This is a genomic window from Rhizobium sp. No.120 (genome assembly GCF_054558365.1).
Window position 1 is genome coordinate 691,769 of record NZ_BAAJNQ010000002.1, and the last position, 21,350, is coordinate 713,118.

Sequence of the window (21,350 nt, forward strand, 5' to 3'; positions counted from 1 at the left end):
CGCGCGCAATATCGCGGCGAGCAGAAGACCTATCTCGATCCGGCGCCCCGCTTTAAATGCTCGTCGAGGCGCGGCATGATCTCCACGAAATTGCAGGGCATGTGGCGATAGTCGAGCTGCGCCTTCAAGATGCCGTCCCAGGCATCCTTGCAGGCGCCGGGAGAGCCCGGCAGCACGAAGATGAAGGTGGCATTGGCCACACCGCCAGTTGCTCGCGACTGGATCGTCGCCGTGCCGATCTTGTCATAGGAAATGCGATGAAAGACCTCGGAAAAGCCGTCCATGCGCTTTTCGAACAGCGGCTCCACCGCCTCGGGCGTGACATCGCGGCCGGTAAAGCCCGTACCGCCGGTGGTGATCACGACGTCGACCGCATCGTCCTTCGTCCAGGCTTCCACCTGCGCGCGGATGCGCTCTTTGTCGTCTGGTACGATGGCGCGGGCAGCAAGCCTGTGGCCCGCCTCTGCAATGCGGGCAACCAGCGTATCGCCGGATTTATCGTCAGCGAGCGTGCGTGTATCGGAAACGGTCAACACGGCGATGCCGACGGGAATGAAGGATCTTTCGTTGCTTGACGCTGCCATCATGCCTCTCCTGGGATCGTTTCGGTTACCTGGAAATACCAACCCGGCTTCTGCCTGTGAAGCGATGCGGCGGCTTTCTTCGCCAGTTCGATATCTGCGAAAATGCCGAAGCATGTCGCACCGGAACCAGACATGCGTGTCAGGATTGGGGATTCACTTTCGATCAGTCCGGAAAGCATGCCAATCTCGCCGCAGACCGAGCGCGCCGGCGGTTCGAGATCGTTGCGCAGGGCCTTGATCGTGTCGATCCATTCGCCTCGACCTTGCGGCATCTGCGACGGAAACAGCAATGGCGGATTGTCCTTGCGTGACAGCTGGCGAAACACGTCGCGCGTGGAGACGCCAACGAGCGGATTGCCGAGAACCATCGGAAAGGAAGGAAAGAATGGCAGCAAGTCTATCGCCTCACCGATGCCGCGCGCGACCAGGGGTTGGCTGGCAAGGCACATCGGCACATCGGCGCCAAGCTTCAAGGCGATGGTCTTGACTGTCGTCTCCGGCAGGATAACACGCCATAGCCGCATCAGCCCGCGCAAGGTCGCCGCTGCATCCGCCGAGCCGCCGCCGATGCCGGATGCGATCGGTAGGTTCTTCTCCAGATGGATATAGGCAGGGGGCGCATCGAAGCCGGCCGAGTTGACTGCCTGTCGCAAGAGATCGCGTGCCTTGAGAACGAGATTGTCGCCGGCCTCGGCATCGGCTGAGAGGAGCGGGCCGAACCGTCCCGAAAGGCTGAAATCATCATCCTCGCTTGCGCGAAAGAAGAGACGGTCGCCATGGCGGGCAAAGCTGACGAGCATGTCGAGCAGATGATAGCCATCCGCACGGCGGCCGGTGACATGCAGCGCGAGATTGATCTTTGCGGGCGCTTCTTCCGTAAGGTCGAAATCGCCCGCTGCCAAGATCGTGTTCATGGAAATCTTAGGACTTCTTATCGACCGGCGCCGGAGCGTTCGTGTCGGGCGAAGGGGCTGGCGCCGGATCGGGCAGCTTGCTCTTGTCGACGGTCTTCGGATCGTTGTCGAGCGGCGGCAAGCCTTTCTCGACCTTCTCCTTGATCTTCGGAATATCGGCTTCTTCCGGCTTCGAGGCGAGCGCCCGGTTCCACTGATAGACGGCTTCGAGCTTGCGATTGACGCGCCAGTAGGCATCGCCGAGATGGTCGTTGATCGTCGGATCGCCGGCCTTGAGCTGCGCTGCCCGCTCCAATTCGCTCACCGCATCGTCGAAGCGGTTGAGGCGGAAATAAGCCCAGCCAAGGGAATCGACGATGTAGCCGTCATCCGGTCTCAGATCGACGGCCTTCTTGATCATGTTCAAACCCTGGTCGAGGTTCATGTTCATGTCGACCCAGGAATAGCCGAGATAGTTCAGAACCTGCGGTTGATCCGGATTGAGCTCAAGGGCCTTCTTGAAGTTCGGCTCTGCATCCGCCCACTTCTTCAGCCGCTCATAGGCAATGCCGCGTTGGAAGAACACCGCCCAATCGCTGCGCTTCGGCACGGGACCGATGATCTGCACGGCCTTGTCGTAATTGTCCGCCATGGCCTGGAAGTCCTTGGCATCGGAAAGCACGCTGCCATAGGCGAGATAGCTGCGGACATCGTTGGGATCGGAATCGATCAGCGCCTTCAGATGCTTGCGTGCATCGTCGACCTTACCTGCCTGGGCGAGCGCGAGGCCGAGCTGCAGCTCGGAGATGCGGGCCATCGGCGAATTATCGGGCACCTTCCTGTAGAAGCCGATCGCACGATCGGTCTGCTCCTGCTTTTCGGCCAGTCCGCCGAGCAGCACCAGCGTATCGGCCGCTTTCGGGTCGAGCGAATTGGCGATCTGCAGGTAAAGCGAGACGACATCCTCGGCACCATCACGGTTCAGCGCGGCACCGATGGTGAAGAGAACGGCGGCCGCACCCTCGCTGGCATTGGTGACCTGCTGGTCCGGCGTATCGCCCTTACTGATGCTGTCGCGCAGCGCATTCAACGGGGCATAATTGCTGACGAGATTATCACCGACGGAGATCGCATCCAGGGCCTTCTGTTTGTCGCCGGCCTTGGCTTCGAGGCGCGCGAGCGCCATGACGGCGCGCATAAACGTATCGGGAGCCGTCGCTCCGCCCGTCTTGTCCAGGATCGCATCGTTAAGGTGAGAACGTGCCGACTTCAGGTCGCCCATCGTCAGCGCAATGGCGCCGGCATGATAGTTCTTGAAGATGTTGAACCAATCCGGGCCCTTCATCTTGTCGATCATCGAGATCGCTTCCTTGCCGCGGCCGGATCCGGCGCGCGCCCAGGCGGCGAGCAGATTGGTCATCATCCGGTCGAGATCGTTCGGACCGTTGTATTTGAGGATTTCCTGCGCGGTACGGTATTCGTGGCGGCGGATGGCATCCATGCCGCGCACGATGGTGGTCACGCGTTCGACAGAAGGATCGCTCTTCAGCTCGTTGGCGTATTTGACGCCTTCTTCCAGATTGCCGTTGAGCAGCAGCGAGATCATCAGCCGCTGGCGAATTTCCGGATTGCTCGGGTCGATCATCAGCGCCTTTTTGTAGAGCGCAATGGCAGTATTGTAGTCATGATCGACATCGGCGGTGCGGGCAGCGAGGAACGCGCCTGCGAACGTATCGACACTATCCGTATCGAAGGCGACCGGGGCGCTGGCCTCCGGTGCAGCCGCCGGCTTATCATCGGCCCGCGCGACATTCAGGGCGGACACCGAAAGGACCGCCGCCAGGGCTACGCCCGAGAGGAAACGGATGGCAAGTCTCTGCCGCATTGGAAAGCCTTTCATCAAGGGACAGCCGGCGAAGACGCCGGCGGCATAAAGCGTTCGTGTCAACTGATTCACAACAGGATGGCTTTTTTGAAGCGGCCCTGCAACAAATTCAGGCCACCGCCATCAATTAACGCGTTCGATGCAGAAATCGATCACTTCCAGAAGTGCCGATTTCCAAGGCGTTTCCGGCAGGGGTGCCAGGGCGTCGCGCGCGATGGTGCCGTAATGGACGGCACGGGCAATTGTGTCGGCCAGCGCGCCATATTTCGTGATCAGCCCGAGAGCCTTTTCGAGATTCTCGTCGCTGTTGTTGCCGGTTTCGATGGCCTCACGCCAGAAGGCGCGTTCCTTCTCCGTGCCGCGGCGATAGGCGAGGATGACCGGCAGCGTGATCTTGCCCTCGCGGAAATCGTCGCCGACATTCTTGCCGAGATCGGCGGCCTTGCCGCCGTAGTCGAGCGCATCGTCGACGAGCTGGAAGGCGAGGCCGAGATTGGTGCCGTAGGATTTCAGCGCATTGCGCTCCGCCTTGCCGGCATTGGCGACGATCGGGCCGACTTCAGCCGCTGCGGCGAAGAGCGCTGCGGTCTTGGCGCGGATAACCGAGAGATAATCGTCTTCCGTCGTCTCCATGTTCTTGGAAACGGAAAGCTGCAGCACCTCGCCTTCGGCAATGACACAAGCAGCCGAGGACAAGACGTCGAGAGCATCGAGCGAGCCGACTTCCACCATCATACGGAAAGCTTGGCCGAGCAGGAAGTCGCCGACCAGCACGCTTGCCTGATTGCCCCAGATCATCCGGGCCGTGGATTTGCCGCGGCGCAGATCGCTTTCGTCGACCACATCGTCGTGCAGCAGCGTCGCTGTGTGCAGGAATTCGACCGATGTCGCGAGCTTGATGTGATTGTCGCCCTGGTAGCCGTAAAGAGCTGCGGAGGCGATGGTCAGCATCGGCCGCAAACGCTTGCCGCCGGAGGAGATCAGATGCTCCGCAACCTCGGGGATCATCTGCACATCGGAGCCCGCCTTGGATAGGATGAGCTGGTTGACGCGTTCCATATCCGCCTTGGTCAGGTCCACCAACGGCTTGATGGATGCCAGTTTATTCTTGCTTTCTTCAAGCGGTATCACGACGCCCAACGATCCGGACTCCTGTTCATTTTGTGAAAAGCACAATAAGAAGGGGCGAAAGAGGCGGCAAGAGGCGAATTGTCTCGTCGCGTAAATTTGACAGGAATTCTAAGGCTTATGCACGAGCTGATCCGCACCAACGACCCGGTCCTACTCTCATTTGCCGAGAGCCTGATGAAGGATGCCGGGATTCACTGCTTCGTTGCGGATCAGGCGATGAGCATTCTGGAGGGCTCACTCGGCATGCTGCCGCGCCGCTTTCTGGTGGAGGAGGAGCGTGCCGATCTGGCCCGGCGCATCCTGATCGATGCCGGCCTCGGTGGCGAGTTGCGGCCGGTGCGGACCTGAGATCGGCCATGACCGGCAAGCCCTCCGAAACCATCGATGCCTTCCACCGCGGCGGCTTCCACATCGTGCAGCCGAAGGGCAGGGGGCATCGTTCCGGTATGGATGCGATGCTGCTGGCAGCGCTCGTGGCCGACGAGCGTACGATCCGGGTGGCGGATCTCGGTGCAGGTGCTGGAGCAGCCGGAATGGCTGTGGCTTCCAGACTCGACCGGGCGGAGGTCGTGCTGTTCGAGCGCTCGTCCGATATGGCCGAGTTTGCGCGCAAGAGCCTCCTGCTACCGGAAAATGCCCGTTTTGCCGGCCGCGTCTCCGTTATCGAAGCCGATGTGACGCTGACCGGCAAGGATCGCAATGAAGCGGGACTTGTCGACGACAGTTTCCACCACGTCATCATGAACCCGCCCTTCAACGATGCCAGTGATCGGCTGACGCCCGATGCCTTGAAGGCCGAGGCGCATGCCATGACGGATGGGCTTTTCGAAAAATGGATTCGCACGGCAGGTGCGATCATGATCCCTGGCGGGCAGCTGTCGCTGATCGCCCGGCCGGAATCGATCGGCGAGATCATCGCCGCCTGCGGCCGCCGCTTCGGCGGCATAGAAATCACCCCTATCCATCCCCGCGAAGGCGAAAGTGCGGTGCGCATCCTGGTGACGGCGATCAAGGGTTCGAGGGCAAGGCTGGTGCTGCGTGCGCCCCTGATCATGCACGGCGAGGGGACGCATAAATTCACCGATTTCGTCGATGATATGAACAACGGCCGCGCTTCGTATCCGCGCCGCTAGCCATTCGGTGCGCTCCGCATCAGGGCATCAAATACGATCCGCAATATTGCGTTTGGCGTTTCCATGCATACATCACGGGCAGCAAACATCATGAAACAGGGATGACGAATGGTTGGGTTCTTGAGACGCATGCTTCCGAAGCGCTTCCGCAAGGAGGAGGTAATCGTCCCCGTCGTCCGTCTGAGCGGCGTCATCTCTTCCGGTGGAGGGCCGCTGCGGCAATCGCTGAATCTCTCCGGCGTTTCGCAGGCACTTGAAAAGGCCTTCAACGTGAAGACGGCACCGGCTGTTGCAATCGTTGTCAATTCGCCAGGTGGTTCTCCGGTGCAGTCGCGAATGATTTACAATCGCATACGCGATCTGGCCGCCGAGAAAGATAAGAAGGTCCTGGTCTTCGTCGAGGACGTTGCCGCGTCTGGCGGCTATATGATTGCGCTGGCAGGCGACGAGATTATTGCTGATGCCACCTCCATCGTCGGTTCGATCGGTGTCGTCTCCGGCGGGTTCGGCTTTCCGGAGTTGTTGAAGAAGATCGGCGTCGAGCGCCGCGTCTACACAGCCGGTGCGAACAAGGTGATCCTTGATCCGTTTCAGCCCGAAAAGGAAAAGGACATCGAATATCTGAAGAGCCTGCAGCTCGAGATCCACAAAGTCTTCATCGACATGGTGCTCGAGCGTCGCACAGGAAAGCTCTCGGCGGATGAAACGGTGTTCTCCGGCCTGTTCTGGACCGGCAGCCGCGGGCTGGAGCTTGGCCTAATCGACGGCCTGGGAGACATGCGTCAGGAATTGAGGAAGCGCTTCGGCGACAAGGTCAAGCCAACGCTGATCACCACGCCGCGCAGCCTTTTCGGCCGCAAGGCTCCCGGCATTTCGCTTGGCGGCATGGATGGCCTGGGCGCCGGGATTGCATCCGGGCTTGCGGAAGCAGCGGAGGAAAAGGCATTGTGGGGCCGGTACGGATTGTAGGCGGGAGCGCTGGCTAATGTCCCGGATCATCTTCTTCATCATCGCCGTCGGCGGGATCTGGTTCCTGTATCGGCGTTTCGTACGCGATGCCCAGCGGCTCGCCGAGAAATCCCGCCGCGCCGAAACGGAACGCCGTACCGGCGCCATGGGAACGCTGGTCAAGGACCCGAAGACAGGCGAGTATCATGTGAAGCGCGAGGATGAGTAGAACTCATACGCTTCGGTGAGGTGGGCTGCATCGCCGTTTGTGCTGCAAAGCCTTGACCCATTCGCCACGCCGTGGCACCTGTCCGCCAAACCATTCGCTAGCGGAAGAAATCAGTTCCCATGACTGCCAATGTGCCCGACCATATGAATCCGAAGCGCTCCTTTCAGGCGCTGATCTTGACGCTGCACAATTACTGGGCCGACAAGGGTTGCGCGGTTCTGCAGCCTTACGACATGGAGGTCGGCGCTGGCACGTTCCATCCGGCGACCACGCTGCGTTCGCTCGGCCCGAAGCCGTGGCGGGCTGCCTATGTGCAGCCGTCGCGTCGTCCGTCCGATGGCCGCTACGGCGAGAACCCGAACCGCCTGCAGCACTATTACCAGTATCAGGTCATCCTGAAGCCCAATCCGCCGAACCTTCAGGAGCTTTATCTCGGCTCGCTGAAGGCGATCGGCCTCGATCCGCTGCTGCACGATATCCGCTTCGTCGAGGACGATTGGGAAAGCCCGACGCTCGGCGCATGGGGCCTCGGCTGGGAATGCTGGTGCGACGGCATGGAAGTCTCGCAGTTCACCTACTTCCAGCAGGTCTGCGGCATCGAATGCGCACCGGTTGCCGGTGAGCTGACCTACGGGCTGGAGCGTCTTGCGATCTATGTTCAGGGTGTCGACAGCGTCTATGACCTGAACTTCAACGGCCTCGAAGGCGAAGACAAGATCACCTATGGTGATGTCTTCCTGCAGGCCGAGCAGGAATATTCCCGGCATAATTTCGAATATGCCAATACCGAGATGCTGCATCGCCACTTCATCGATGCGGAGAAGGAATGCCAGGCATTGCTGGCGGCCGGCGCCCCTGGCGACAACGAAAACCATCGCCTGCACAAGTGCGTCTTCCCGGCTTACGACCAGTGCATCAAGGCGAGCCATGTCTTCAACCTTCTCGATGCCCGCGGCGTCATCTCCGTGACGGAACGCCAGAGTTACATCCTGCGCGTGCGCACGCTGGCCAAAGCTTGCGGCGAAGCTTTCCTGCTGACGGATGCCGGCGGCATCAACTGGAACCAGCAGGCCGCATAAGGCAAGCTTCCCCAGGATCGGGCATCGCAACAGCCTATCTTGGCTCTGCGCTGCCGTTAAAGCCGGGTGACATTGGCGTGAAATCTGCCTAGTGTCCCTTGGGTTGCAGTCGCCACGGGGGATTTCAGATGCTTGTTCTTCTCGCGATCATAGTGCTGGCCGCGCTCTATGTCGTCTTCATTTACAACGGGCTCGTTCGTGCACGACAAGTCGCGGAAGAGGCATGGTCCGGTATCGACGTGCAGTTGAAGCGCCGCGCCGATCTCATTCCCAATCTGGTCGAGACGGTCAAAGGCTATGCCGGCCACGAGCGCCAGACCTTGGAAGAGGTCGTCGAACTGCGGAACAAGGCGCAGGCCGTGCCGTCTGGAGATGTCGCCGCCCGAGGCCAGGCCGAGGGCTTGTTGTCGCAGGCCCTCGGCCGCGTGATCGCGCTCGCCGAAGCCTATCCCGATCTCAAGGCTAATACCAATTTCCTCGAATTGCAGCGCTCGCTGGAAGGTGTGGAAGGCGAGATCCAGATGTCGCGCCGCTACTACAACGGTGCCGCACGCGATCTGAACGTCAAAGTCGAGACCTTCCCGAACAATCTCATCGCTGGTCCCTTCGGCTTCGTCAAGAAGGCCTATTTCGAGGTGACCAACGAAGCCGATCGCGCCGTTCCCACGGTAAAGTTCTGAGATTTCCGCTATCGGTTTTTCATATCAGGCGGTAAAGGATGCCGACCGCTGGCCATCGGCTGGCTTCCTGACTGACCAAAGAGAATGATGATGGGTAGAGCCAAACTCACGATTATCCCGCCGGGCAAACCTCTGACCGGGCGGGCCATGCCGCCGGGATCGAAGTCGATCACCAACCGCGCGCTGCTGCTCGCGGGCCTTGCCAAGGGCACCAGCCGGCTGACTGGCGCGCTGAAGAGCGACGATACCCGCTATATGGCCGAAGCGCTGCGCGCCATGGGCGTAGTCATCGACGAGCCCGACGACACGACCTTCATTGTGACCGGCAGCGGCAAGCTGAAGGCGCCGGCAGCCCCGCTTTTCCTGGGCAATGCCGGCACGGCGACGCGCTTCTTGACGGCTGCTGCGGCGCTGGTCGACGGCAAGGTCATCGTCGACGGCGACGCCCACATGCGCAAGCGGCCGATCGGGCCGCTCGTCGACGCGCTGCGCTCGCTCGGCGTCGACGCTTCGGCCGAAACCGGTTGCCCGCCCGTCATCATCAACGGCACCGGTCGTTTCGAGGCAAGCCGCGTGCAGATCGATGGTGGCCTGTCCAGCCAATATGTCTCGGCGCTGTTGATGATGGCGGCCGGCGGCGACCGTGCCGTCGATGTCGAGCTGCTCGGCGAGCATATCGGTGCTCTCGGCTATATCGATCTGACGGTCGCGGCCATGCGCGCTTTCGGTGCCAAGGCGGAGCGTGTGAGCCCCGCCGCCTGGCGCGTCGAGCCGACCGGCTACCATGCCGCTGACTTCGTTATCGAGCCCGATGCCTCCGCCGCGACCTATCTCTGGGCAGCCGAGGTGCTGAGTGGCGGCAAGATCGATCTAGGCACGCCGGCCGAGCAGTTCTCGCAGCCGGATGCGAAAGCCTATGATCTGATCTCGAAGTTTCCGCATCTTCCGGCCGTCATCGACGGCTCGCAGATGCAGGATGCTATCCCGACGCTTGCCGTTCTCGCCGCCTTCAATGAAACGCCGGTGCGCTTCGTCGGCATCGAGAACCTCCGCGTCAAGGAATGCGATCGTATCCGCGCGCTATCGAGCGGCCTGTCGCGCATCGTTCCGAACCTCGGCACGGAAGAGGGCGATGATCTGATCGTCGCATCCGATCCGAGCCTCGCCGGCAAAGTGCTGCCTGCGGAGATCGACAGTTTCGCCGATCACCGCATTGCCATGAGCTTTGCACTCGCCGGCCTGAAGATCGGCGGCATCACCATTCTCGACCCCGATTGCGTCGCCAAGACCTTCCCGTCCTATTGGAACGTGCTGGCTTCGCTCGGGGTTGCTTACGAAGATTGACGCTCCGCCATTCCGGGGGATGGTGGGGTGCGGAAGCATTCTTGACGCAAGGCGGCGCCTGCAATGGCGCCGCAGCCATCCTTTTGGGGGAGTGATGACACGGCTTTGCGGGTTCTTCCTGGCTCTGTGCCTGCTGCTTTGCGCACCGGCGGTAACGGCCGCCGAACTTATCACCAGTTTCGATCAGGCGATTGCCCTGCATCGCAACGGCTCCATGCGGGTGGTCGAGACCATTGCTGTCAATGCGGAGGGCCAAGACATTCGACGCGGTATTTTCCGCGATTTTCCGCTTGTTATGACCGATGCCGGCGGCCGGGAAATCCAGGTGGATTTCAAGGTCGTGTCCGTCGAGCGTGACGACCAGCCGGAGGATTGGCGCGCTGAGCGCATCAGGGGCGGCGAGCGCATATACATCGGCAATGCCGAGCGGGTCTTGAAACCCGGCCCGCATAGCTTCCGCATCACTTACGACACAAATCGTCAGATGCGCTATTTCGACGATCACGACGAACTCTATTGGAACGTGACCGGCAATGGCTGGCTGTTCCCGATCATCAACGCCAGGGCAACCGTCACATTGCCTGACGGCGTGCGCCCGCAACAGCTTGCTTTCTTCACCGGGCCGCTCGATGCCAACGGCAAGAGTGCCAGCGCCACCGCGGACGGCAATGTAGCTACCTTTACGACAACCCGGCCGCTCGCGAGCGCCGAAGGTCTGACAATCGCCATCAAGCTTGCAAAAGGGGCGATTGAGCCGCCGAGCGACAGTCAGCAATGGGGCTGGTTTCTCAGGGATCATCTCGACACGACGATCGCCGTCGGCGGCCTGATCCTGCTGTTTGTCTATTACATGCGGAGCTGGATTGCGGTTGGCCGCGACCCGCCGGCCGGCGTCATGGTCCCGCGCTGGGATCCGCCCGAAGGCATTTCGCCGGCGCTGGTCAACTATATCGACAACAAGGGTTTCGCCAGTTCCAGCTGGACGGCATTCTCGGCAACGGCGATCGATCTTGCCGTGCGCGGCTATGTCATTCTCGACGATCTCACGGGAAAGGTAGTCATCCGCCCCACGGGCAAGGCTGGCACTGATCTGGGCGGTGGCGACAAGGTGCTGATGCAGGCCGTCGGGCCATTCTCCCCACTTGTCATCGACAAGGCGAACGGCGAGGCTGTGCAGCGGCTCGGCTCTAAATTCCGCAGCGCCATCGAGCGCGATCATCGCGGCGAATATTATAAGGCCAATTCTCTCTACATTATCGGCGGTGTTGCCCTGTCGGTCCTCATTCTGGCCGCCATCGTCATCTTCGGCCGCCTCCACGAGAATGCTCTCCCGCTCATCGTCACGCCGGGTTTCCTCTCGATTTTCGTGACGATCTTTGCGAGCTCGATCGGTCGCAGGTTCCGCAGGCACAGCGCCAGCCTTGCCCAGCGCATTCTTTCGGTGCTGCTCTTCGCCTTTTTCGGCTTCGTCTTCGTCTCGATTGCCGTTAGCGGTTTTGCCGCCGCGGTCGTGCCGCTCTGGGAGGCGGGTCTCTTGCCGCTGGTGGCAGGCATCGTCGGCATTTTCGCGCTCAACGTCGTCTTCTATTTCCTGATGGGCGCGCCGACGCCGCTCGGGCGTAAGATGATGGATGGCATTGCCGGTCTCAGACAATATCTGACGCTGGCGGAACGCGACCGGATGAACATGCAGGGCGCACCACAGATGTCGCCAGGGCATTTCGAAACGCTGCTGCCCTATGCGGTAGCACTCGGCGTTGAAAAACCATGGTCCAGCGCCTTCGAGACATGGCTTGCCACGGCAGCGGGGGCAACAGCCGCCGCCGCCTATGTGCCGATGTGGTATTCCGGCGACTTCCGCCCGGGCAACATTGGCGGAACGATCGGCGACTTCTCTTCCTCGATGGCTTCCACCATCGCCTCGACCATTCCCGCACCCGTCTCCAGCTCGTCCTCTGCTTTCGGTAGTGGAGGAGGTGGCGGCGGTGGCGGTGGCTTCTCCGGAGGCGGTGGCGGCGGTGGCGGCGGCGGAGGTTGGTAAATTCGCCGTTTGCCTTGGTGACTTTTGTCACAGGGCTTGCTAAGTCCGCCCGGACCATTTCTGCCTCAACGCAAAGACAGCTCCCATGCCCGATCTCCTTCTCGAACTCCGCTCCGAGGAAATTCCCGCCCGTATGCAGCGCAAGGCTGCCGGTGACCTGAAGAAGCTGGTGACCGATGCCCTGGTCGAAGCGGGTCTTTCCTATGAGGGGGCCAGGGAATATTGGACGCCGCGGCGCCTCACGCTCGACATTCGCGGCCTGACCGCGCGCTCGGCCGATGTGCGGGAGGAGCGCAAGGGGCCGCGCACCGATGCCAATGAAAAGGCGATCGAAGGTTTTCTGCGCGGCGCCGGCCTGTCCTCCATTTCCGAGGCGCAGGTGCAGAGTGACCCGAAGAAGGGCGATTTCTACGTGGCGATCATTTCCAAGCCCGGCCGTGCCGCCGAGGAAATCGTCGCGGCCGTGATGCCCGACATCATAAGAAACTTCCCCTGGCCGAAATCCATGCGCTGGGGCAAGGCCTCGGTAAAGCCTGGCTCGCTGCGCTGGGTGCGCCCGCTGCAGTCGATCGTCTGCACCTTCGGCACCGAGCATGAAGAGACCGTGGTCATTCCCTTCGAGATCGACGGCATCGTCGCCTCGAACGTGACTTACGGCCATCGCTTCCATGCCCCCGGCCCGATCACGGTCAAGCGTTTCGAGGATTATGCGTCGAGTCTGGAAAAGGCCCATGTCGTTCTCGATGCCGAGCGCCGCAAGGACATCATCCTGCATGATGCCCGCGATGTCGCCTTTGCCAATGGTCTCGAACTGGTTGAGGATGAAGGCCTGCTGGAGGAAGTTTCCGGCCTCGTCGAATGGCCGCAGGTGCTGATGGGCTCCTTCGAGGAGGATTATCTCTCGATCCCGTCCGAGATCATCCGCCTGACCATCAAGACCAATCAGAAGTGTTTCGTCACGCGGCCACCGGCCGGCGAGACGCTGTCCAACCGCTTCATTCTCGTCGCCAATATCCAGGCGACGGATGGCGGCAAGGAAATCATCCATGGCAACGGCAAGGTCGTGCGCGCCCGTCTGTCCGACGCGCTGCACTTCTGGAAGCGGGACCAGGGCGATCTGCCCGATCTCGAAACGCTGGAAGCCTCCGCCAAGAAGTTCGGCCTCGATCTGAAGAAGCCGCTCGATCAGCGTATGGCCAAGCTCGACGCTCTGAACGTCACCTTCCATGCCAAGCTTGGCAGCCAGGGCGAGCGCGTCGCCCGCATCCGTGCGCTGGCCGCTGACCTCGCCAAGATCACCGGCGCCGATGCTGCCCTGGTCGACCGCGCCGTCGTGCTCGCCAAGGCCGATCTGCGCACCGAAGCCGTCGGCGAATTCCCCGAACTGCAGGGCGTAATGGGCCGCAAATACGCATCGCTGCAGGGCGAGAATGCCTCGGTGGCAACGGCGATCGAAGATCATTACAAGCCGCAAGGTCCCTCTGATCGCGTTCCCGAAGACAAGGTTGCAATCACCGTCGCGCTGGCCGACAAGCTGGATACGCTCGTCGGCTTCTGGGCAATCGACGAAAAGCCCACGGGCTCGAAGGACCCTTATGCACTGCGCCGCGCAGCCCTCGGTGTTGTCCGTATCCTATTGGAGCGTGGCGTGCGCCTGCCGCTGCTCGCCACCACCAGGGATGCCGACCTGCTCGCCTTCTTCCACGATCGCCTCAAAGTCTATCTCCGCGATCTCGGTGCCCGCCATGACCTGATCGACGCAGTGCTGACGCCGGAGGCCGACGATCTGCTGATGGTCGCCCGCCGCGTCGAGGCGCTGACCGCCTTCATTACGTCAGAAGATGGCAAGAATCTTCTGGCCGGCACCAAGCGCGCCACGCAGCTTCTGGCCGCCGAAGAGAAGAAGGGCACCGTCGTTGCCGACGGCGTTTCGGAAGCCTTGCTGAAACTCGACGCGGAAAAGGATCTCTTTGCTGCCGTCAAGGCCGCCTCTGCTGAGGCCTCCGATGCGATCGCCAAGGAAGATTTCCGTTCGGCCATGTCAGCCCTTTCCAAGCTGCGCGCACCCGTCGACCGCTTCTTCGAAGACGTGCTCGTCAATGATGAAGATGCCGCCATCCGCGCCAATCGCCTGGCCCTACTGCGCCTGATCCGCCAAGCGACCGGCACGGTCGCCGACTTCTCGAAGATCGCGGGATAAGACATGGGGGCGCGATGACTGGAAAGATTCTCGTCAGCGCCTGCCTCATGGGCCATGCCGTCCGCTATGACGGCCGCTCCAAGCCTCTTGTCCATCCGGCGATCGATCGCTGGCGCGAGGAGGGGCGGCTGGTCACGATCTGTCCGGAAATGTCCGCGGGCATGGTGGTTCCGAGACCTCCGGCCGAAATTGCCGGCGGCGCAGCCGGCGAGGACGTGCTTGCCGGCACAGCAAGGGTGATGGAGATCACCGGCGGTGATGTCACGGCGGAGTTTCGCCAGGCGGCGGAAAATGCGCTGACGCTGGCGACGGAAACAGGCTGTCGTTACGCTCTCCTGATCGACGGCAGTCCGTCCTGCGGCTCGGGCTTCATCTATGACGGAACCTTCTCCGGTAGCCGGCAGAGCGGCCGCGGCGTCACGGCGGCATTGCTCAAGCAGGCCGGTATCGAGGTCTATTCCGATCGCGAGATCGACCTGCTGGTTGAGCGCCTGAAGGTCGCGGACTAACGCACAAAGCTTTGCTCAAAAGAAAACCGCCGGACGCGAGCCCGGCGGTTTCGTTTTCTGTCCTGCGCAGCTCAGGCGGCGCGGCGATGATCCATAACGGCGCGGCCTTCGTTGACACGGAATCCGCGGATGAGAGCGAGAAGATCTTCCGTGTCGGCGGCGAGCGTCTCGGCCGATGCGGTGGTCTCTTCGGCCATGGCAGCGTTCTGCTGCGTGGCGGCATCGAGCTGGTTCATCGAAGAGGAGATCGAGCGCAGCGTCGTGTCCTGCTCGGAGGCGCTGTGGGCGATCTTCGAGACGATCTCGTTGGCGGCCTTGATCTGACCGGAGATGCGCTTCAGCGCTTCGCCTGCCTCGCCGACGAGACGGACGCCCTGGTCGACCTGGCCGGAGGAGCGAGCGATCTGATCCTTGATCTCCTTGGCGGCTGCGGCGGAGCGCTGGGCGAGCTCACGCACTTCCTGGGCGACGACGGCAAAACCCTTACCGGATTCACCCGCGCGGGCCGCTTCTACGCCGGCGTTCAGCGCCAGCAGGTTGGTCTGGAAGGCGATTTCGTCGATGACGCCGATGATCTTGCCGATTTCGGCCGAGGACTTCTCGATGCCGCTCATGGCTTCGATTGCCTGGGCAACCACGGCATCGCTGCGCGATGCTTCGGCGCTGACGGCATGGACGCGCTTGCTGGCCTCATCGGCCCCTTCCGCGGTCTGGCGGACGGCGACGGTGAGCTCGTCGAGTGCTGCCGAGGTTTCTTCCAGGCTTGCCGCCTGACGTTCGGTGCGTTGCGATAGCTCGTTGGAGGCGCGGCGGATTTCTTCCTTGCTGAGGCCGATGTCATTGCCCTTGGCGTTGACGCGGCCCATCGCGGCTTCGAGATGCGATAGCGCCTCGTTGAAGTTGTTGCGAAGGCCGGCATAGCTAGCGCCGAGATCGCCGCAGCGCACCGTCAGATCGCCGCGAGCAAGCTCTTCGAGCGACTTGCCGATGACCGCGACGACGCGGGCCTGTTCGCGGGCCTCATCTTGCTGCTGGCGCAGGTTCTGCTCGCGCTCGCTGCTGATTTCCAGCTCCTGTGCCGCCTGGCGGTCGGCAAGCGCATGACGTTCGCGAACCTTTTCCTGCAGCGCCTGCGTTGCCTTCGCCATCAGCCCGATTTCATTCTGCATCTCGGTATGGGGGATGGCGATCTTCACGTCTTCGTCGGCGACGGCCTTCAGGGCTGCATGGACGTCGGTCAGTGGCTTCGTGATGCCGCGGATGAAGTAGAAGGCGGCGGCGATGCCGATCAGGAAGACAATGCCGCAGATCATGAGCGCACGCCACATGGTGGCATTGATCTGCGCCTCGAGGTCATCCATGTAGACACCGCAGCCAAGCACGATCTGCCAGGGCGCGAATGCTGCCGAATAGCTGCCCTTCAGGAAGAACTCGCTTTCGGAGTGACCCGGCTTGTTCCAGTAATAGATGGTGCGGCCGCCGCCCTTGATGCCCTTCTCGACCATTTCCTTGCTGAAATGGGTGCCGTTCTTGTCGACTTGGCCGGACATGTCCTTGCCGATATTGACCGGGCTCGGATGAATGCGCTGGATCACATTGTAATCGAAGCCGAAGAAATAGCCTGCCGGCGCGAAGCTTACGTGTGACAGGACCTTGAAGGCTTCGGCCTGGGCCGCCTCATGGGTCATTTCGCCGGATTTTTCACGCTGATAATAATGGTTTAGAACCGAGATGCCGGATTCGACCTGCGTGCGCAGCATGTCGAAGCGATCATCATAAATCGAATCGGCTTGGGACCGGATCTGGAAATAAGTCGCCACCGCAAAGGCGGCCATCAGGACGCCAAGCAGGGCAAATAATTGATGCGAAATCTTGAGATTCTTCATGGTGCCTCCCACAGGGGTGAATACCGGTGCGGTTTCCTACCGCCTGTGCGATCGCCTGAGAGAATCCCAATACGCTTGCCGCCGCTTGAATGACATGCTGCTGTCCGGTGGCAGTAAAATCGCTGTTTATGTCTAAAAAAGCTTTAATTGCGAGGCTTTGGTTGTATTTAATTCTAAATTAAACCGGAGATATGCGCAACAGTTGTAAGTAATACGTAGTTTTATTTAAGGATAGCGTCGACGAAACTTGGATTTTCTCAGAGATTATGTAGCTCTCTCGAATATCAGAAGGATATATTTCGAAATATTAATGTAGTCAGCATTCGGCAGGTGCCAAAGGGCGCCGGAACGCCTTACGAGGATTACTGGCGAAGCTGGAAGTCGGAAATATCGAGCGGCGCAGGTTCGTGAGCTGCGGAGGAATTGGACAAAGCCGCCGTCTGAGCGGTCATGTCGATGCCGTCCACGGGTTCACCGGCCGCCGCGAGCGCTTCTGGCGTAGGCTTGCTGACGAAGTTAACAGGCGAGCCACCCATCCAGGCTTCAGTGCGTACGACCCTTTTCTGACCATCGATATTGCGCACGGCGACGGATTGGGTGCCGGGCTCCAGCGTCGGCACGATATATTCCTTTTCGGTGGCCGGCGGCTTGAGAGGAGGGCATTCGGCGCAGCTTTTGGCGATAATGCTGCCTCTCCCGCCGATCATCGTGCCGTCGATCGGCTGAATGGACGAGGCCATGGCGGAGCCGCCTGCCAGCACGCATGCCAAGGTCAGAAAAAAGGAACGCATAACCAGAAACTCCGCCTATAGTGTCGGAGACATTACGGCAGCTTTATTTCCATCCCGTCAGAAGATTAGGTAAAAATTTAATGGACTTGCGATTGCAGAGCCGCAGTGATGTTTACCTTTCACGCTCCACTGCGCGCCATCCGATATCATTGCGATAGAAGCCGTTATCCCATTTCACCTTGCCCGCCAGGGCATAGGCCCGTTCTTTTGCTTCGCTCACTGTCTTGCCCGTTGCCGTGATATTTAGCACACGTCCGCCGGTCGCGACGAGTGCGCCGTCCTGCAGGCCTGTGCCGGCATGAAACACTTTCTCGCCGTCACCGCTGGTCGGCAGCGCCGTGATCGGCGTGTTCTTGGCATAGGAGCCGGGATAGCCTTTCGAGGCCATGACGACGGTCAGTGCGGGGTCGTCGCTCCATTCGGCCGTTACCTGATCCAGCGTGCCGTTGGCGCAGGCGTAAAGCAGCGGTAGCAGGTCGCTCTTCAGCCGCATCATCAGCACCTGGCATTCGGGATCGCCGAAGCGGACATTGTATTCGATCAGTTCCGGCCCCTTGGCGGTGATCATCAGCCCGGCGAAGAAGACGCCGCTGAAGGGATGACCGCTTTCCGCCATGCCGCGCATCGTCGGCTCGATGATTTCCTTCATGGTGCGCTCCACCATGTCAGGCGTCATGACAGGGGCGGGGGAATAGGCGCCCATGCCGCCGGTGTTCGGGCCGGTATCGCCATCGCCGACACGCTTATGGTCCTGCGCGGTCGCGAGCGCTAGCGCATGCTTGCCGTCGCAAAGACAGAAGAAGCTTGCTTCTTCGCCGTCGAGATAAGCCTCGATCACCACTTCCGCGCCGGCCTCACCGAAAGCGCCCTCGAAGCAATCGTCGATCGCGGCCAGCGCTTCGTCGATGGTCATGGCGACGGTGACGCCCTTGCCCGCTGCAAGCCCATCCGCTTTCACGACGATCGGCGCGCCTTGAGCGCGGATATAGGCTTTCGCCTTCGGTGCATTGTTGAAGCGCTGGTAGGCGCCCGTCGGAATATTGTAGCGGGCGCAGATATCCTTGGTGAAACCCTTGGATCCTTCAAGCTGGGCTGCGGCTGCGGAAGGGCCAAAAACGGCGATATCGGCGGCACGCAGGACGTCGGCAATACCGGCGACCAAAGGCGCTTCCGGGCCGACCACGGCGAAGTCGATGGCCTTGTCCTTGCAGAAGGTAACGACGGCATCGTGATTGTCGATATCGAGTGCGGCAAGCGTCGCATGCTCGGCAATGCCGGGATTGCCCGGTGCGGCATAGAGTTCCGTCATGAGAGGCGATTGCGCCAGTTTCCAGGCCAGTGCGTGTTCGCGTCCGCCCGATCCGATCAACAGAACTCTCATGGCTTGCCCTTTCATTGCGTCCTTTTGCGCGGTTAAGGGGGGATGAGCCAAAGGTCAAGCGGCAAATCCTGTGGAGGCAGAGCCGGCAACATTGCTATGCCTTTTTATCCCGCTAAAGCGGATGCTGCTTTGCCCTCCACGCCATCTCCGCACCGGGATTGGCGTGTTCCGCGGCGAAAACCGCTTCTTATGTCCGTGGGATCATGCTTATGGTCCCCTCACGATTGTACAGTTCAGAGAGACACATGGCCGCTGATATCCGTTCCCTTGCCGCAACCATCGCCTCCGAGATCAATGCACGCCCGGATCAAGCCAAGGCGGCCATCGAGCTTTTGGACGAGGGCGCGACCGTGCCGTTCATTGCCCGCTACCGCAAGGAAGTGACCGGCGGCCTCGATGACACCCAGCTTCGCACGCTCTCGGAACGTCTCGTCTATCTACGTGAGCTCGAAGCCCGTCGCGCCGCCATCATCGAATCCATCGCCGGCCAGGGCAAGATGACCGATGAGTTGATGGGCAAGATCGTCACCGTCGCCACCAAGTCCGAGCTGGAAGATCTCTATCTGCCCTACAAGCCGAAGCGCCGCACGCGCGCCGAGATTGCCAGAGAGCGCGGCCTCGGCCCCTTGGCCGACACGATCCTTGCTGATCGCTCCAAGGAGCCTACGGTGCTGGCCGAAGGGTTCATCACGGCCGATGTGCCTGACGTGAAGACGGCGCTGGAAGGCGCGCGCGATATTATCGCCGAAGGCATTGCCGAAAATGCCGATCTGCTCGGCAAGCTGCGCAATTACATGAAGACCAATGCTACGCTGAAGGCCACCGTCGTTGACGGCAAGCAGGAGGCAGGCGCCAAGTTCTCGGATTATTTCGCCCATCAGGAGCGTTGGGCGACGGCTCCGGGCCATCGCGCGCTTGCCATGCTGCGCGGTTGGAACGAAGAAGTGCTGACGCTGACCATCGAGGTTGATACGGATGCCGTCTCGCCCAACAAGCCCGTCGAGCGCATGATCACTGCGGCCTATGATATCGGCGCCAGCCGGCCCGGCGACCGCTGGCTGACGGAGGTCGCAAGCTGGACCTGGCGCGTAAAGCTCTCCATGTCGCTGTCGCTCGACCTGATGCGCGAGCTGCGGGAACGTGCCGAGGAGGAAGCGATCCATGTCTTCGCCCGCAATCTGAAGGATCTGCTGCTGGCAGCTCCTGCCGGTTCGCGCGCCACCATGGGCCTCGATCCGGGCATCCGCACCGGCGTCAAAGTCGCAGTCGTCGACGGCACCGGCAAGCTCCTGGAAACGACGACCGTCTATCCTTTCCCACCGAAGAATGACGTGCGCGGCACGCAGGCCGTACTTGCCTCGCTCATCCGCAAGCACAAGGTCGAGCTGATCGCCATCGGCAACGGTACCGGCAGCCGCGAAACTGAAAAGCTTGTGGCCGACATGCTGGCCGAACTGCCGGCGCCGAAGCCGACCAAGGTCATCGTCTCCGAAGCCGGTGCATCGGTCTATTCCGCCTCGGAAACGGCAGCGCTGGAATTCCCCGGCCTTGACGTCTCGCTGCGTGGCGCCGTCTCCATCGCCCGCCGCCTGCAGGATCCGCTGGCAGAGTTGGTGAAGATCGAGCCCAAATCGATCGGCGTCGGCCAGTACCAGCACGATGTCGACCAGCAGAAGCTGTCCCGCTCGCTGGACGCCGTGGTCGAAGATGCGGTGAATGCCGTCGGTGTCGACTTGAACACGGCCTCGGCGCCGCTGCTTGCCCGCGTCTCCGGCCTCGGCCCGTCGATCGCCGACGCCATCGTCAGGCATCGTGATGTCGAAGGCGCATTCGAGACACGGCGTGATCTCCTGAAGGTCGCCCGTCTCGGCCAGCGCACCTTCGAGCAATGCGCCGGCTTCCTGCGCATCCCGAATGGCAAGGAGCCGCTCGACGCTTCCTCGGTGCACCCGGAAGCCTATGGCGTCGCCAAGAAGATCGTCGCTGCCTGCGGCCGCGATCTCCGCACGCTGATGGGCGATACGGCAATGCTGAAGGCCCTCGATCCCAGGCAATTCATCGACGACAAATTCGGCCTGCCGACCGTGCGTGATATCATCGCCGAACTGGAAAAGCCGGGTCGAGATCCGCGCCCGAGTTTCAAGACCGCAACCTTTGCCGAGGGCGTCAACGAGATCAGCGACCTCAAGCCCGGAATGCTGCTGGAAGGTACCGTCACCAATGTCGCCGCGTTCGGCGCCTTCGTCGATATTGGCGTCCATCAGGACGGTTTGGTGCATGTCTCGCAGCTGGCGGATCGTTTCGTCAAGGACCCGCATGAGGTCGTGAAGGCCGGCGATGTCGTCAAGGTCAGGGTCGTGGAAGTCGATGCGAAGCGTAAGCGAATCGGCCTTTCCATGCGCAAAGATGGCGGCACTGTGGCAGCCCCGTCGGAGCGTGACACACGCGAACAGGGTGGTCCGCGCAACGCTGGCGTTAAGGGAAATACCCGTCCGAAGACCGAACAGCAGGGTAGTTTTGGGGCCGCTTTGGCCGATGCCCTCAAACGAAAATAAGGACTTAGCGGAATTTTATGCAAGAATGTCACACTCTGGCAGCGTTGTTGCCGGAGTGCCAATGACTGTGGAAAGGTGCGC

Annotated in this window: 18 protein-coding genes; 11 read left to right on the top strand and 7 right to left on the bottom strand. The window is 61.2% G+C overall.

Annotated features, from left to right (window positions below):
- Positions 1-29: 29 nt before the first annotated feature.
- The 4 genes from moaB to ACYJRZ_RS09080 form a co-directional block, all read right to left on the bottom strand.
- The gene (gene moaB / locus ACYJRZ_RS09065; RefSeq protein WP_459458720.1) at positions 30-584 is read right to left on the bottom strand and encodes a molybdenum cofactor biosynthesis protein B; all 555 of its coding nucleotides are present in this window, start codon (positions 582-584) and stop codon (positions 30-32) included.
- Positions 584-1,498: a 4-(cytidine 5'-diphospho)-2-C-methyl-D-erythritol kinase gene (locus ACYJRZ_RS09070; protein ID WP_459458140.1), complete on the bottom strand. Its 915-nt coding sequence runs from the start codon at positions 1,496-1,498 to the stop codon at positions 584-586. The genes moaB and ACYJRZ_RS09070 overlap by 1 nt, the downstream gene beginning before the upstream one ends.
- A gap of 7 nt (positions 1,499-1,505) precedes the next feature.
- Positions 1,506-3,362 (bottom strand): tetratricopeptide repeat protein, encoded by a 1,857-nt coding sequence (locus ACYJRZ_RS09075; RefSeq protein ID WP_459458142.1) that lies wholly within the window; start codon positions 3,360-3,362, stop codon positions 1,506-1,508.
- A 123-nt stretch (positions 3,363-3,485) separates the two neighbouring features.
- Positions 3,486-4,502, bottom strand: coding sequence for a polyprenyl synthetase family protein (locus ACYJRZ_RS09080; RefSeq protein ID WP_459458144.1), 1,017 nt, complete (start codon positions 4,500-4,502; stop codon positions 3,486-3,488).
- Between the two features lie 108 nt (positions 4,503-4,610).
- Here ACYJRZ_RS09080 and ACYJRZ_RS09085 point away from each other — a divergent pair, with 108 nt between their 5' ends.
- The 10 genes from ACYJRZ_RS09085 (at position 4,611) to ACYJRZ_RS09130 (ending at position 14,656) form a co-directional block, all read left to right on the top strand.
- A complete protein-coding gene (locus ACYJRZ_RS09085; RefSeq protein ID WP_459458146.1) occupies positions 4,611-4,841 on the top strand; it encodes a putative signal transducing protein in 231 nt (76 codons plus the stop codon).
- An 8-nt stretch (positions 4,842-4,849) separates the two neighbouring features.
- Positions 4,850-5,626, top strand: a complete 777-nt coding sequence (locus ACYJRZ_RS09090; protein ID WP_459458148.1) for a tRNA1(Val) (adenine(37)-N6)-methyltransferase — start codon at positions 4,850-4,852, stop codon at positions 5,624-5,626.
- A gap of 108 nt (positions 5,627-5,734) precedes the next feature.
- Positions 5,735-6,595 (top strand): S49 family peptidase, encoded by an 861-nt coding sequence (locus tag ACYJRZ_RS09095; RefSeq protein ID WP_459458150.1) that lies wholly within the window; start codon positions 5,735-5,737, stop codon positions 6,593-6,595.
- A 16-nt stretch (positions 6,596-6,611) separates the two neighbouring features.
- Entirely contained in the window at positions 6,612-6,803 is a 192-nt protein-coding gene (locus ACYJRZ_RS09100; RefSeq protein ID WP_112335442.1) for a hypothetical protein, read from the top strand.
- 119 nt (positions 6,804-6,922) lie between these two features.
- Positions 6,923-7,882, top strand: coding sequence for a glycine--tRNA ligase subunit alpha (locus tag ACYJRZ_RS09105; protein ID WP_459458152.1), 960 nt, complete (start codon positions 6,923-6,925; stop codon positions 7,880-7,882).
- Between the two features lie 128 nt (positions 7,883-8,010).
- Positions 8,011-8,562 carry a LemA family protein gene (locus ACYJRZ_RS09110; RefSeq protein WP_459458154.1) on the top strand — a complete coding sequence of 184 codons (552 nt, stop codon included), beginning with the start codon at positions 8,011-8,013 and terminating at the stop codon, positions 8,560-8,562.
- An 87-nt stretch (positions 8,563-8,649) separates the two neighbouring features.
- Positions 8,650-9,906, top strand: a complete 1,257-nt coding sequence (locus ACYJRZ_RS09115) for a 3-phosphoshikimate 1-carboxyvinyltransferase (protein ID WP_459458722.1) — start codon at positions 8,650-8,652, stop codon at positions 9,904-9,906.
- Between the two features lie 94 nt (positions 9,907-10,000).
- Positions 10,001-11,947 (top strand): DUF2207 domain-containing protein, encoded by a 1,947-nt coding sequence (locus ACYJRZ_RS09120; RefSeq protein ID WP_459458156.1) that lies wholly within the window; start codon positions 10,001-10,003, stop codon positions 11,945-11,947.
- 85 nt (positions 11,948-12,032) lie between these two features.
- The gene (gene glyS / locus ACYJRZ_RS09125; protein ID WP_459458158.1) at positions 12,033-14,147 is read left to right on the top strand and encodes a glycine--tRNA ligase subunit beta; all 2,115 of its coding nucleotides are present in this window, start codon (positions 12,033-12,035) and stop codon (positions 14,145-14,147) included.
- Between the two features lie 14 nt (positions 14,148-14,161).
- Positions 14,162-14,656, top strand: coding sequence for a 2-thiouracil desulfurase family protein (locus ACYJRZ_RS09130; RefSeq protein WP_459458160.1), 495 nt, complete (start codon positions 14,162-14,164; stop codon positions 14,654-14,656).
- 71 nt (positions 14,657-14,727) lie between these two features.
- Here the strand turns inward: ACYJRZ_RS09130 and ACYJRZ_RS09135 are convergent, their stop codons facing one another.
- The 3 genes from ACYJRZ_RS09135 to purD all read right to left on the bottom strand — a co-directional run bounded on the left by ACYJRZ_RS09135 (position 14,728) and on the right by purD (position 18,714).
- Positions 14,728-16,542, bottom strand: a complete 1,815-nt coding sequence (locus tag ACYJRZ_RS09135) for a methyl-accepting chemotaxis protein (protein ID WP_459458162.1) — start codon at positions 16,540-16,542, stop codon at positions 14,728-14,730.
- Between the two features lie 362 nt (positions 16,543-16,904).
- Entirely contained in the window at positions 16,905-17,333 is a 429-nt protein-coding gene (locus tag ACYJRZ_RS09140; RefSeq protein ID WP_459458164.1) for a plant virulence effector HPE1-like domain-containing protein, read from the bottom strand.
- 112 nt (positions 17,334-17,445) lie between these two features.
- The gene (gene purD / locus ACYJRZ_RS09145; RefSeq protein ID WP_459458166.1) at positions 17,446-18,714 is read right to left on the bottom strand and encodes a phosphoribosylamine--glycine ligase; all 1,269 of its coding nucleotides are present in this window, start codon (positions 18,712-18,714) and stop codon (positions 17,446-17,448) included.
- 245 nt (positions 18,715-18,959) lie between these two features.
- On the opposite strand from purD, the gene ACYJRZ_RS09150 reads away from it, so the two are divergent.
- Positions 18,960-21,269: a Tex family protein gene (locus ACYJRZ_RS09150; protein ID WP_459458168.1), complete on the top strand. Its 2,310-nt coding sequence runs from the start codon at positions 18,960-18,962 to the stop codon at positions 21,267-21,269.
- Positions 21,270-21,350 lie beyond the last annotated feature (81 nt).

Bases quoted from the DNA above. Each gene is read 5' to 3' on its own strand.
- moaB (WP_459458720.1), bottom strand. From the start codon at position 584: ATGGCAGCGTCAAGCAACGAAAGATCCTTCATTCCCGTCGGCATCGCC.
- ACYJRZ_RS09070 (WP_459458140.1), bottom strand. From the start codon at position 1,498: ATGAACACGATCTTGGCAGCGGGCGATTTCGACCTTACGGAAGAAGCG.
- ACYJRZ_RS09075 (WP_459458142.1), bottom strand. From the start codon at position 3,362: ATGCGGCAGAGACTTGCCATCCGTTTCCTCTCGGGCGTAGCCCTGGCG.
- ACYJRZ_RS09085 (WP_459458146.1), top strand. From the start codon at position 4,611: ATGCACGAGCTGATCCGCACCAACGACCCGGTCCTACTCTCATTTGCC.
- ACYJRZ_RS09090 (WP_459458148.1), top strand. From the start codon at position 4,850: ATGACCGGCAAGCCCTCCGAAACCATCGATGCCTTCCACCGCGGCGGC.
- ACYJRZ_RS09095 (WP_459458150.1), top strand. From the start codon at position 5,735: ATGGTTGGGTTCTTGAGACGCATGCTTCCGAAGCGCTTCCGCAAGGAG.
- ACYJRZ_RS09100 (WP_112335442.1), top strand. From the start codon at position 6,612: ATGTCCCGGATCATCTTCTTCATCATCGCCGTCGGCGGGATCTGGTTC.
- ACYJRZ_RS09105 (WP_459458152.1), top strand. From the start codon at position 6,923: ATGACTGCCAATGTGCCCGACCATATGAATCCGAAGCGCTCCTTTCAG.
- ACYJRZ_RS09110 (WP_459458154.1), top strand. From the start codon at position 8,011: ATGCTTGTTCTTCTCGCGATCATAGTGCTGGCCGCGCTCTATGTCGTC.
- ACYJRZ_RS09115 (WP_459458722.1), top strand. From the start codon at position 8,650: ATGATGGGTAGAGCCAAACTCACGATTATCCCGCCGGGCAAACCTCTG.
- ACYJRZ_RS09120 (WP_459458156.1), top strand. From the start codon at position 10,001: ATGACACGGCTTTGCGGGTTCTTCCTGGCTCTGTGCCTGCTGCTTTGC.
- glyS (WP_459458158.1), top strand. From the start codon at position 12,033: ATGCCCGATCTCCTTCTCGAACTCCGCTCCGAGGAAATTCCCGCCCGT.
- ACYJRZ_RS09130 (WP_459458160.1), top strand. From the start codon at position 14,162: ATGACTGGAAAGATTCTCGTCAGCGCCTGCCTCATGGGCCATGCCGTC.
- ACYJRZ_RS09135 (WP_459458162.1), bottom strand. From the start codon at position 16,542: ATGAAGAATCTCAAGATTTCGCATCAATTATTTGCCCTGCTTGGCGTC.
- ACYJRZ_RS09140 (WP_459458164.1), bottom strand. From the start codon at position 17,333: ATGCGTTCCTTTTTTCTGACCTTGGCATGCGTGCTGGCAGGCGGCTCC.
- purD (WP_459458166.1), bottom strand. From the start codon at position 18,714: ATGAGAGTTCTGTTGATCGGATCGGGCGGACGCGAACACGCACTGGCC.
- ACYJRZ_RS09150 (WP_459458168.1), top strand. From the start codon at position 18,960: ATGGCCGCTGATATCCGTTCCCTTGCCGCAACCATCGCCTCCGAGATC.